Raw genomic sequence first — 11,908 nt, forward strand, 5'->3', positions numbered from 1 at the left:
CTAAGTTGGACTTAACAAACCATCAGGCGGATCGGGTGAAAATCGTTTTCTATACCGATCCGCTCTGTTGCTGGAGTTGGGCGCTTCTGCCCCACTGGCAACGTTTTATCGAACAGTACAAAGACCAGATCACCTACTCCTATTGCCTGGGCGGGATGATCCCCGACTGGACAAAATACAACGATCCGTTTAACTCCGTGAGCAGGCCTGCCCAAATGGGCCCGATCTGGATGGAAGCGCAGCACCGGACCGGTGCAGAGATCAATGACATTATCTGGAGCCGGGAAGAGCCGCCCGCCTCCTCCTATCCGGCTTCGATCGCCATAAAAACCGCAGGCTTGCAGAGTTTTGAAGCATCGGAATATTACCTGCACGCCGTTTGGAAAGCGGTGATGGTGGACTCGCTGAACATTTCAAAAAAGGAGATCCTGCTGGAAGTCGCCCGCAGCACCAGTAACGCCCACCCCGAAATTTTTGATTACGACCGGTTTGTGAAAGATTACGACGATCCTCTAAGCCGCGATGCATTTCGAAGCGACCTTCGACAGGTGGCCTACGCGCAGATCGGCCGGTTTCCGACAATAACCTTAACTAAATCGGGCAAAGGGTTGATCATGACAGGCTTCCGGCCCTACAACGCGCTGGTGGATGCATTCAACCAGTTACACGTATCGTTCCAGCACCCGGTGAAATCTGGCACAAAAATTACTGAAGATCGCTCCCGGACACCCATATCAACAAATTGAACAAGCTTTAAGAATAATAAGACAATGGAAAGACGCATTGAAAACGAACTGCTGGAATCGCCAAGTGGCCAGAAGGTAAAAACATTGCCTGGCAGGCCCTACCCGCTCGGTGCAACCTGGGATGGCAAAGGGATCAATTTTGCCGTTTTTTCCGAAAATGCGGATGGCATAGAACTCTGCCTTTTTCAACCGGAAAATGAGGCGGAGGAATTCATGAAAATAAAGATTGAAGAGGTAACCCATCATATCTGGCATGTGTACATTCCGGGACTTGAACCCGGCCAGTTATATGGCTACCGGGCGTTCGGACCCCATGATCCTGAGAACGGCCACCGTTTTAATCACAACAAATTATTGCTCGACCCATATTGTAAGGCCATTAATGGCAGTATCAAATGGGACAATTCTGTTTTTGGCTATGAGTTCGGCGATCCTGAAGAGGATCTGAGTTACAACGAGGGGGATAGTGCGGGTTTTATGCCTAAAGCGGTGGTGATTGACCCCGGCTTCGACTGGCAGGGCGATACGCGACTGGAAATACCTTATCACAACACTGTCATTTACGAAGTACATGTAAAAGGTTTTACCATGATGCGGGAGGAAATTCCCGAGGAGATCCGCGGAACCTATGCCGGTATCGCCCACCCAGCTTCCATTCAGTACCTCAAAGATCTGGGCGTCACATCTGTGGAACTGATGCCTGTACACCATTTCATAGAAGACCAGCACCTGCTCGAAAAGGGACTTACCAATTATTGGGGTTATAATACATTGGGCTTCTTTGCACCCGACAACCGTTACAGCAGCAACAGGGAGCCGGGCGGACAGGTCAGGGAGTTCAAGGAAATGGTTCGCGAGCTGCACAAAGCTGGCATTGAAGTAATCCTGGATGTGGTTTATAACCATACCGCGGAAGGCAATCACATGGGGCCCACATTGTCGTTCAAGGGACTGGACAATGCCGCCTACTACCGGCTGATGAAAGACGACATGCGGCATTACATGGATTACACCGGAACCGGGAATACATTGAATGTCCAGCTTCCCAATGTACTGGCGCTCATCATGGACAGCCTCCGGTACTGGGTGACCGAAATGCACGTGGATGGTTTCCGGTTTGACCTGGCGGCGGCGCTGGCCCGCACCTTGCACGAAACGGACAGTCTGAGCTCATTTTTTAATATTATACATCAGGACCCTGTCATTTCGCAGGTGAAGCTTATCGCCGAGCCGTGGGATATCGGGGAAGAAGGTTATATGGTTGGCAAGTTCCCCACTGGCTGGGCAGAATGGAACGGCATTTACCGCGATCAGGTCCGTGACTTCTGGCGGGGCTCCGACATTGCAATGACGGCATTTGCCCATCGTTTTACCGGCAGTCCCGACTTGTACCAAAGCGATTACCGGAGACCGACTGCGAGTATCAACTTTATCACCGCCCATGATGGCTATACCCTGAACGATCTGGTAAGCTATCATGAAAAACACAACGAGGCCAATGGCGAGGACAACAACGATGGCGACGACAGCAACCATTCGTGGAACTGCGGCGTAGAAGGCCCGACGGATGATACCCAGATTAATGCACTGAGAGCCAGGCAGAAAAGAAACCTTTTGACGACCATGTTCCTTTCACAGGGTGTTCCCATGCTGGTTGCCGGCGACGAGTTCGGCAGAACCCAGAATGGCAATAACAATGCCTATTGTCAGGACAACGAGATCTCCTGGCTGGATTGGAAAGCGGCGGATCAGCAGCTATTGGAATTTACCAAATCGCTCATCCGGTTTTGTGAAGAACACCCCACTTTCCGCCGTCGTCGCTGGTTCCAGGACCTGCCTGTCATCGGTTCGGATGTAAAAGACATCATGTGGTTCCGGCCGGACGGGCATCAGATTCCCGATCAGCAGTGGGACGACGACATTGCCCGCTCCTTCGGCGTCTTTCTCAACGGGCAAGGTATCCGGTGTGTGGATTCTGACGGCAACAGACTTCAGGACGATCACTTCTACATTATTTTTCACACGGGGGACGAGCCGCTCGATTTTGAGCTGCCCAATGAAGAATGCGGTGACGAATGGCACATTGTGATCAATACTGCGGAAAATTTTATTGGAGAAAACGAATACACGGTCGCTTCCGGTGATACGCTGAATGTAATGGGGCATGCTGTGGTTGCACTCAGATGTCCTGGTAAACGATGAAAAAAGAAGAAATTATACCCGGAGACTGGAATCGGATCCTTTTCGGACAAGCGCCGCCGATTTTTTTAGTAGAAGTGCTGATCCGCACATTCATCATTTACCTCATCCTACTGGTAATCGTGAGGTTAATGGGCAAACGAATGGGCGGTCAGCTTACCATTTCCGAGCTGGCCGTAATGATCACCCTTGGTGCGATCGTTTCTCCCGGTATGCAAATGCCCCAAACGGGTTTGCTGCTGGGAATAATGATCCTCGTTTGTGCGCTGATTTTCCAGCGTGGCTTAACCCTGGCTGAGTACAAGAGTGCAAAGTTCGAGGACATAAGTCAGGGAAGTGCGAGCATTCTGGTGAAAGACGGTGTCATGGAAGTAGACACGATGCGTAAGACCAAAATATCCAGGCAGCAGTTGTTTTCGGCTCTTCGCGGGAAGGAAATATTCAACCTCGGCGAAATTGACCGGGTTTATCTGGAAGCATGCGGCATTTTTACGATTTGTAAGAAAAAGCAGCCAGCGCCCGGCCTGATCCTTTTTCCACCGGACGACAGGGAAATTAATTCCTTTTCGCAGGAGGTCAGCGAGGGCAAGAAGGTATGCCTGAATTGCGGAAAAACGCTACCCGAGGAGTATGCCTCGGGCCAATGTCCGGTTTGCGATTCCAATCATTGGGAACAGGCCAGTATGTCGGTTTCGACTGAATCCAATCAAATAATCAGCCAAAAATGAAACCTGAAGATATTCAATTCAACGACTGGCAGCGCATATTCGTAGGCGAAGTCCCGGGTGCATTTTACTGGGAAGTTATTCTGAGAATAACCGTGATCTATGCCATTCTGATGATCTCGATGAGGTTAATGGGTAAACGGATGGCTTCGCAGCTCAGCCGGAACGAAATGATCGCCATGGTTTCACTGGCAGCGGCCATTGGTATTCCATTACAGGCCCCCGACCGCGGGATCCTTCCGGCATTTATCATTGCCGCAGTTGTGACCCTGATCCAGCAACTGACCGCCTGGCTGGCTACGCGGAGCCAGAAGCTCGAGTCGCTCACCCAGGGTAACATTTCCGTACTTGTATCCGACCACCATTTGAATTTGAAAAACATGAAAACGGCAGGGATTACCAGGGAGCGCGTTTTTGCTCAGCTTCGCAGTAACGATGTCCTGCATTTGGGGGAAGTAAAGCGGCTGTATTTTGAGGCGGGAGGCAATTTCGCCATCATCCGCGACACGGACGTATCACCCGGATTGGGCGTATTGCCGGATATGGATACGGAGTTCCAGGACCAGACCTACAAGCACGAGCCGGTAAAGGTGTGCGGTATATGCGGCTATAATCCAGCTGGCGCGGCGCGCGATCGGCCTTGCAGCAACTGCGGAAGTGACCGGTGGTCGCCGGCGGTATCTTTGCAATGATATACCCGGGATCATTCACCTTGGTATGATTTTAGTTTTTGGTACCGACTAAAAAAATATTTGCTATATATGGAAACCAATCAAAACACACGCGACGGACGAAATCAAAGTCTCTGGCAAAAAAATACGACACCCACGGCGGATCAAACGCCATTTAACCCATCCAAAACGTATGATGTACTGGTAGTCGGAGCGGGCATTACCGGCCTGACTACTGCTTTATTATTACAAAAGGCGGGTTTGCAATGCGTTGTTGCGGATGCCCATAACCTCGGGTACGGGACCACCGGAGGTACTACTGCCCACATCAATACCTTTGCGGACACGACTTATGCCGAAGTGGAAAGCGCATTCAGTAAAGATGCCGCCAGGCAGTTTGCCGAGTCCATTGCCGAATCCGTGGAGCTGATCCACGAGCTGGTTGAAACCTACCAGATCGACTGCGATTTTGAATGGAAGAATGGTTATGTGTATTCACAAAACGAGCAGGAAACCAAGGAGCTCGACGACATTCTCGACAGCTCCATCCGGGCCGGGGTTGAAGTGCGCGTTACCAACCAGGTTCCTGTAACCGTTGAGTATCAGAAGGCGATTGTCTTTGACCGTCAGGCGCAGTTTCATCCATTAAAATACATCCTTGGCTTGCAAAGCCAGTTTAGCAACCTTGGGGGCGTCGTGCTGGAAGATACGTTCATTCAGGATGTAAAAACCGAAGAAGGAGTTCATATCGCCTCGGCAGGTTCGGCACAGATCAGGACGAAAGCGATTGTATACGCTACCCATATCCCGCCGGGTGGGATCAACGTGCTGCATTTCCGGAATGCGCCTTACCGCAGCTACGTCATCGCAGCTACCTTGACTTACGACGCCTATCCCGACGGCCTGGTTTATGATATGCAGGAACCTTACCATTATTTCAGGACGCATGTCATCGATGGACAAAAATACCTGGTGGCTGGCGGCCATGATCATAAGACAGGCCATGGCGATCCCCAGCAGTCTTTCGAAGATCTGATCAGTTTTACAAAACAATGTTATCCGGTCAAAGAGGTAGTCACCCAATGGTCGGCACAATACTACGTTCCGGCAGACGGCCTGCCTTACATCGGCAAATTGCCGGGTGCCCCGGACGGCATTTATACAGCAACCGGCTTCAACGGCAATGGGATGATCCTCGGAACCGTATCCGCAATGGTGCTGAGCGACCTGATCCTGCAGGGTGAAAGTGAGTACAAGTCGCTTTACGATCCGGCACGCATTAAACCGATTGCCGGTTTTACCGAAATAATTAAAGAAAATGCAGATGTCGTCGCGCGTTTCGTAGGCGACCGTCTCGGCCTGGAAGAGATCGAATCCGTTTCTCAACTGCCTGAGGACTCCGGTGAGATTGTGGAATACGATGGTCAGAAGCTCGCGATTTATAAAGATCCGCATGGAAACATCCAGGCCCTCGATCCGGTGTGTACGCATGCCAAATGCATTGTCCATTGGAACAACTCGGAGAAAAGCTGGGATTGCCCGTGTCATGGCGCACGTTTTGATACCGATGGAACGGTACTGACCGGCCCTGCGCGGGAAAACCTGACGCGTATCGAAGCGAACATTCCTACTAACCAGTAAATGACGCGCATTTCAGATGTAGGGTAGGGTTTAAAGGAGGTTGCGGTTGGTACGGTTTTTTAAATTAATACAACAAAAAATCAACGAACACTTTAAACCTAAAATCTATGAAAACTGCTAAAAGCAAAACCACTGCAAAAAAACAAATAACAGAACAAGACGGTGACAAATTAAAAGAGTTACTGGTGGATGGACTAAAAGACATTTACTGGGCTGAAAAGAACCTGGCGAAAGCTTTGGTAAAAATGTCAAAAAGTGCGACTTCGGAAGAGTTGAAATCGGCATTCGAATTGCATACCACTCAAACTGAGCAACATGCTGCCACTGTAGAGCAGGTGTTTGAGATTATCGGTGAAAAAGCACAGGCAAAAAAATGTGCTGCAATGGAAGGTTTGATTGAAGAAGCGAACGAGATCATCGAAAGTACAGATAAAGGAACGATGGTCCGTGACTGCGGCCTTATTATGGCTGCCCAGAAAGTGGAGCATTATGAAATTGCTTCTTACGGTACATTAAGAAACATTGCGAGAACGCTGGGATATGAAGATGTAGCCGGACTGTTGCAGCAAACACTGGATCAGGAAGGAGAAACGGATCACCTGCTTACCGAACTCGCCGAATCATATGTCAATGAACAGGCGAGTGTAGAGTAATTTCAATCGATACCCACAAGAAAAAAGCTGGCTACATACTAGTCAGCTTTTTTCTTGTGGGTAAGTTGTTATTTGCCAGTTTCAGAATGCGGGGCGTCGACTGGCTTGGACTCGGGCGACCCTTTTTGTCTCAAAAAAATTGTGAGGAGTACAATGCTGGCGATCGACAAAAATTCGCTCTGCCAGTTCTGAAAGGTTTCAAACCAGAAATTGGCCTGAGTTAAATAGTTTGCCACAGTATCTTTTCCTTTGCCTTCGAGCAAATTCTGCTCGTTATGGTCGGTCCAGCTGCCGTACAAGTGCAGCCCCCAGCTGATCAGGAATAAAATAGCGAAAGCGATAAAAAGCGAATTTTCATACAGTTTCAATACCAAACCTCCCTTTCTGACCGGCCATGGGGCATCCGGACCGGCAACCGGCTCCCTGTCCACATCCTCCGGCTCGTCGAGCGATTTCGATTCTGCCGATCCTTTCTGCCGCAAGCCCACCGTCAATACCACATATAAAGCCATCTGAAGAAACTCACTTTCAAAATTCTCAAAGGTCGCAGAAATGAAATGTCCACTGGAGAAGTAACTCAGCATGCCGATTGCAGGCGCTCCATTTTGCTGAAGTTCTGCATTATGCTCATGCCAGCCCGTGAATATCTGTCCAACAAGTGCCACAACAAACAAGGTGAGAGCCACCAGTCCCAGCCCGTTTCTGTAGAAAAAAGAATGAGATTTCGACGACGAGGTCATAGTTAGCGATTTAAATGGGGAAGTACCTTCTCTCCAAACATAGTAATAAAATTGGATTGGTTTAGATTTACATTGTGAAGGTAAAGCTCCGAAACGCCGGCTTCAATATCCCTGGACAGCCATTCCACATGCTGCTCGGTACTGTCGGAAATCCTCACACCCGACTGCATATCCTCCGGCCTCACCAGCGCCCCTGCCGCATCGAACCCGACTGGGGAACGGATATCAGAAAGAAGCGATGACGCGAACACGTTGTTTCTCCATTGCTGGTGCGCACCTTCGGTAGCTTGTGCCAGGGACGTGTCATAAGATAATTGAACTTTAAGGTAAACAGGCTTGCCTTCCCCGCCTCCTGCCCTGAACGCGTCGATCATTCTTTTCAGCTCATCCGGCGGCCGGGATGTGGTGATCATCGCGTCGGCCCAGCTACCAACCCACCGGGCGGTTTGCTCGGTAAGTGCAGCGCCGACAATGGCTGGCATGTAATCAGGCCGTGTATATAATTTGGCGTCATACACCTGCACCATCCCGTCGTGTGTCACAGATTCACCAGCCCATAGTGCGCGCATGATATCGACACATTCTTTAAGCCGCTGGTTCCGTTCTTTCTTTGCCGGCCACCTTTCTGCCGTAATGTGCTCATTCAGAAATTGTCCGCTCCCCACTGCGATCCAGAACCTGTGCGGGAACATTTCGCAGAGCGTAGCCACTGCCTGTGCAATAATAGCAGGGTGATAGCGCTGGCCGGGTGCATTTACAATGCCATAATGCATATCCGTTGCCTGCATGGCTGCCCCGAGCCAGCTCCATGCAAAGCCGCTTTCACCCTGCGTTTCGCCCCATGGGAAAAAATGGTCCGAGCTGAGCGCATTTGTGAAGCCGCTCTGCTGGGCCTGTTTCACAAATGTGGTAAGCTCACTGGGTTTAAACTGCTCGTGAGAAGCATGATAACCTACTTTAATCTTGGTCATACCTTTTTTGTTTCAATATGTTAATAATCATTTTGTCTGCCGAACTTCAGCGTAATGCAAATTTTCCTTTTTTTGCAAGGCTGGTCCCGATGGCAAAGCCCAATCCTGCCATAGCCACTACCCCCGCACCGAGAGCGATCCTTTCGGGCATTCCGGGCGTTTTTGGCGGTAATGAGACAACTCCATATTCATTGGTAACCGCTGGATCTGGCACATATCTGCCATGTGCAGGCATTGCCAGCCGCTCAAACTCGTCGGCCAGCCGCATCAAATCCTGCCGCATTTCCGGTCCCCGCATAGGTTTTCCATGACCCGTCGCAACCACCTCCGGCTGCAGGTCAGCCAGGGTTTCCACAGAGGTTTTGGCAAGTTGCCAGTCGCAGGTAAAATATCGGGGCGGGCCCGACAGGATCTTTGTTTGTGTGAGTGTCGAGAAGGCCGATTCCTGCTTGGTAGTGACGAATGCGTCACCCGCGATCAGCACTCTGTCTTCTTCCCGCCACAAGCTGATATGCCCGGGCGCGTGGCCGGGCGTGTGAATGTAACGCCACTCCGGAAGTACCGGAAGTTCCTGGTTGAACGGAAGTGATTTTACCGTTCCGCTCACGTCGATGGGATCGCGAGGGTAAAAATCCGCCAGGGCAGTCATTAACCCACCACCCGCAGAAGAGTCAGCGGGCGGGTATGCCGACTTCCCCGTGAGATAGGGTAGTTCGAGATGATGTGCGTAAACCGGCACATCCCAGTCCAGCAGGAGTTGTTCCAGAGAACCTCTGTGGTCGAAATGTCCGTGAGTGAGCACGATTCCCAGAGGGGGAACACCATCGCCAAATAGTTGGCCTGCTACGTTTTTTATCTTTTTATAAGCACTTTTAAGGCCTGTATCCACGAGGACCCAGCCTTCGGCTGTTGAAATAAAGTAAACATTTACCATAACGTCCTTCATTCCCCAGATACCCTCCGCTACCTGAAAATAGCTTTCCTGCCTGACTTCAATCGATTCTTTCATTTTCCGGATTGGTTAGTTTAAATGAATGACCGCGTGATCTACAAAATTGTGCCACTGAAATCAGGGTTGTAAAAATGGAGGTATTCGTTGCGGGATTCCGCCGGCATTCGTTTTATAAATGCCAGTTTTCCCCGATCTTAGCTTAATCGTGCATAGAAATGATACACGATTCCCTGGCACAATACGCGATGAAAAAAGGGTAGGCTGAACAGCTGAATGCCTTTTCCTTATTTGCAAATTTCGAATTTGATTAAAATACATCTGGTTTATGAACGAAGACAGTAAAACGACCATTAACGCCGGTCGCCGTGATTTTATAAAAGAGTCGGCTACACTTGTGGGTGGTGCCCTGATCGGCACCGCTTTCGCCGGAAAAGCGAATGCCTGGACCCTGAGCAGCGACCCGATCAAAATAGCGCTGATCGGCTGTGGAAGCCGTGGCGCCGGAGCTGCCTTAAATGCACTGAGCGCCAACGCCAATGCCGTATTGGTGGCTATGGCCGATGTGTTCAAGGACAAGCTGGACGAAACTTACGCGACGCTGATGAAAGTGGGACGGGTAAAAGACTTCGTAAAAGTACCTGAGAATCAAAAATTCGTCGGCTTTGACGCTTACGAAAAAGCCATTGCCTGCGCCGATGTGGTTCTTCTCGTAACTCCTGCGGCTTTCAGGCCGTTACATTTCTCTGCCGCAGTGAAGGCTGGAAAACATGTGTTTATGGAAAAACCACTTGCTTCCGATGCACCGGGAATCCGGCAGGTACTTGAAACGGGCAAGGAAGCTACACGTAAAAACCTGAAAGTGGTGGTAGGTCTGCAGAACCGGTACGACCCGGGCTATCAGGAAATGGTTAAGAAAATTCAGGAGGGAGCGATCGGCAGGGTCATTTCGGCTACCGATTATTACCTGATCGGGCCGGTAAAGAATATTCCACGCGTCGCCGGGCAGTCGGAAATGGAGTATCAGCTGCGTAACTGGCGCCATTTCAACTGGCTTTGGGCGGGATCACCCGCCGGCTTGCAGATCCACAATACGGATATAGTCAACTGGGTAAAAGGAGGTTATCCGATACGTGCGCAGGGAATGGGCGGCCGGTCTTCATTGAGCGGCCCCGACAGCGGCGATATCTTCGACCATTTTTATATTGAATACGAATACGCTGACGGGACCAAACTAAACAGCCAGATCCGCCACATCAGCGGTACCTGGAACAAAGGCGGGGCGACGTTTCAGGGAGCCGACGGTACCGCAAGCCTTCAGGCCGGAATTAAGAATGCCAAAGGAGAGCAGATATGGAGAAACCCGAACAAGGATGCAGCAAGTGCATACCAGATCGAACATAATGTACTGTTTGATGCGATCCGGAATAATACGCCATTAAATGACACCGAATGGGGCGCCAAAAGTACGATGACCACCATTCTGGGACGTATGGCTGTTCACTCGGGTAAAATGGTGGAATGGGACGAAGCTCTCAATTCCGACCTCACGCTGCTGCCCAGCAGATTTGCCTGGGACGCCGAGCCGCCGGTAAAACCCGATAAAGACGGTAATTATCCGGTTCCGATTCCCGGCCTGTCGCAAGTCGTGTGACCGGCCATGAAAAGCACCTAGCCCTCATCTAAATTCTTCTTTTTTTCTGCGGCTGGTAATCAAACTAAACCGACCATCCCTGGGTGGTCGGTTTAGTTGATTACCAGCTTTTTGTAGACTCTCATATTTGCTCCCTTGATTTCTGCGCTGTAAATACCCGAGGCCACGTGCTCAGGGATGGTAATGAGCTGGGATGCCGATCCGCCGGGATGGAGCACTTTTTTCGTGTAAATGACCTGGCCAGAGGTATTGATCAGCTTCAGATCGTATTGACCTTTGGCCAAGTTCAGCAATTCAAGATTTACTTCTTTGCCGGTTACAGGGTTGGGATAAAGATTACTTTCGCTACCCGCTTCACCTAAGCTGACCCGCACGATTCTGGTAAACGAAAAAGTCGCATCCAGGTCCAGCACCTTTAATCTGTAATAATTATGACCAGAAAAAGGTACTTCGTCGGTAAAACCATAATTTATTGTCCCGTCTCCGCCAGTCGCCATTACCTCGCCGATCTTGGAAAAGCTTTTCGCATCCGCACTTCTTTCAACCTCATATTTCAAAGTATTTTCTTCTGTAATGATCTTCCATGTCAAAGCGACGGAATGTTCTCTTTGATAAGCTTTAAATTCACTAAACACGACCGGAAGCGATGTGTTGAGCAATAGTACCGTGGCATCTCCGGCGGTTGGCGAAGCCGGGTCGTCGGTGGGTACGTCTGCAAAATTGTTACCCTTCACCGTTCCCTGATTACTGATCGAAACGGCATTGTCGGGGACCAGCGGGTTATTGATGGTCACGTCGTAGTAAATCACGATGCTGTCGCCGGGATGTATCGTGCCGACATTGAACGGGCCCTGCGCGAAGCAGGTATTGGCGGCGAACATGGCAAATGCAATGGCCGGAATTCTATTGAGCATAGATGTATATTTCATAATCGGTTCAATTCATGTTTAACTAATGCG

The 11,908-nt window shown here is 50.2% G+C and carries 11 protein-coding genes; 7 read left to right on the top strand and 4 right to left on the bottom strand.

From position 1 onward, the window contains the following. Nucleotides 1–5: 5 nt before the first annotated feature. From LZG72_RS11575 to LZG72_RS11600, 6 genes are all read left to right on the top strand, one after another. A complete protein-coding gene (locus LZG72_RS11575) occupies nucleotides 6–746 on the top strand; it encodes a DsbA family protein (protein ID WP_233871845.1) in 741 nt (246 codons plus the stop codon). A gap of 24 nt (nucleotides 747–770) precedes the next feature. Continuing rightward, on the top strand, nucleotides 771–2,948 hold the full coding sequence (glgX, locus tag LZG72_RS11580) for a glycogen debranching protein GlgX (RefSeq protein WP_233871847.1): 2,178 nt from the start codon (nucleotides 771–773) through the stop codon (nucleotides 2,946–2,948). After that, a complete protein-coding gene (locus LZG72_RS11585; protein ID WP_233871849.1) occupies nucleotides 2,945–3,673 on the top strand; it encodes a DUF421 domain-containing protein in 729 nt (242 codons plus the stop codon). Before glgX ends, LZG72_RS11585 begins: the two co-directional genes overlap by 4 nt. Continuing rightward, complete coding sequence (locus tag LZG72_RS11590; protein WP_233871851.1) at nucleotides 3,670–4,362, top strand: DUF421 domain-containing protein; 693 nt, start codon at nucleotides 3,670–3,672, stop codon at nucleotides 4,360–4,362. Before LZG72_RS11585 ends, LZG72_RS11590 begins: the two co-directional genes overlap by 4 nt. A gap of 69 nt (nucleotides 4,363–4,431) precedes the next feature. Then, a complete protein-coding gene (locus LZG72_RS11595) occupies nucleotides 4,432–5,982 on the top strand; it encodes an FAD-dependent oxidoreductase (protein WP_233871853.1) in 1,551 nt (516 codons plus the stop codon). 107 nt (nucleotides 5,983–6,089) lie between these two features. Next, on the top strand, nucleotides 6,090–6,635 hold the full coding sequence (locus LZG72_RS11600) for a ferritin-like domain-containing protein (protein ID WP_233871855.1): 546 nt from the start codon (nucleotides 6,090–6,092) through the stop codon (nucleotides 6,633–6,635). 68 nt (nucleotides 6,636–6,703) lie between these two features. Here the strand turns inward: LZG72_RS11600 and LZG72_RS11605 are convergent, their stop codons facing one another. From LZG72_RS11605 to LZG72_RS11615, 3 genes are read right to left on the bottom strand one after another with little or no spacing between them, the layout of a single operon-like run. Beyond that, complete coding sequence (locus LZG72_RS11605) at nucleotides 6,704–7,375, bottom strand: DUF6766 family protein (protein ID WP_233871858.1); 672 nt, start codon at nucleotides 7,373–7,375, stop codon at nucleotides 6,704–6,706. Between the two features lie 2 nt (nucleotides 7,376–7,377). Next, on the bottom strand, nucleotides 7,378–8,346 hold the full coding sequence (locus LZG72_RS11610; protein WP_233871862.1) for a TIGR03885 family FMN-dependent LLM class oxidoreductase: 969 nt from the start codon (nucleotides 8,344–8,346) through the stop codon (nucleotides 7,378–7,380). A gap of 46 nt (nucleotides 8,347–8,392) precedes the next feature. Continuing rightward, nucleotides 8,393–9,355, bottom strand: coding sequence for an MBL fold metallo-hydrolase (locus tag LZG72_RS11615; protein ID WP_233871865.1), 963 nt, complete (start codon nucleotides 9,353–9,355; stop codon nucleotides 8,393–8,395). A gap of 268 nt (nucleotides 9,356–9,623) precedes the next feature. Here LZG72_RS11615 and LZG72_RS11620 point away from each other — a divergent pair, with 268 nt between their 5' ends. After that, nucleotides 9,624–10,949: a Gfo/Idh/MocA family protein gene (locus LZG72_RS11620; RefSeq protein WP_233871868.1), complete on the top strand. Its 1,326-nt coding sequence runs from the start codon at nucleotides 9,624–9,626 to the stop codon at nucleotides 10,947–10,949. 92 nt (nucleotides 10,950–11,041) lie between these two features. Here LZG72_RS11620 and LZG72_RS11625 read toward each other — a convergent pair whose 3' ends face one another. After that, entirely contained in the window at nucleotides 11,042–11,863 is an 822-nt protein-coding gene (locus LZG72_RS11625) for a T9SS type A sorting domain-containing protein (protein WP_233871872.1), read from the bottom strand. Nucleotides 11,864–11,908: the final 45 nt, after the last annotated feature.

This window comes from Dyadobacter sp. CY323, assembly GCF_021390245.1.
Taxonomy (GTDB): Bacteria; Bacteroidota; Bacteroidia; order Cytophagales; family Spirosomataceae; genus Dyadobacter.

Bases quoted from the DNA above. Each gene is read 5' to 3' on its own strand.
- LZG72_RS11605 (WP_233871858.1), bottom strand. From the start codon at position 7,375: ATGACCTCGTCGTCGAAATCTCATTCTTTTTTCTACAGAAACGGGCTG.
- LZG72_RS11590 (WP_233871851.1), top strand. From the start codon at position 3,670: ATGAAACCTGAAGATATTCAATTCAACGACTGGCAGCGCATATTCGTA.
- LZG72_RS11615 (WP_233871865.1), bottom strand. From the start codon at position 9,355: ATGAAAGAATCGATTGAAGTCAGGCAGGAAAGCTATTTTCAGGTAGCG.
- LZG72_RS11595 (WP_233871853.1), top strand. From the start codon at position 4,432: ATGGAAACCAATCAAAACACACGCGACGGACGAAATCAAAGTCTCTGG.
- LZG72_RS11620 (WP_233871868.1), top strand. From the start codon at position 9,624: ATGAACGAAGACAGTAAAACGACCATTAACGCCGGTCGCCGTGATTTT.
- LZG72_RS11600 (WP_233871855.1), top strand. From the start codon at position 6,090: ATGAAAACTGCTAAAAGCAAAACCACTGCAAAAAAACAAATAACAGAA.
- LZG72_RS11610 (WP_233871862.1), bottom strand. From the start codon at position 8,346: ATGACCAAGATTAAAGTAGGTTATCATGCTTCTCACGAGCAGTTTAAA.
- LZG72_RS11625 (WP_233871872.1), bottom strand. From the start codon at position 11,863: ATGCTCAATAGAATTCCGGCCATTGCATTTGCCATGTTCGCCGCCAAT.
- glgX (WP_233871847.1), top strand. From the start codon at position 771: ATGGAAAGACGCATTGAAAACGAACTGCTGGAATCGCCAAGTGGCCAG.
- LZG72_RS11585 (WP_233871849.1), top strand. From the start codon at position 2,945: ATGAAAAAAGAAGAAATTATACCCGGAGACTGGAATCGGATCCTTTTC.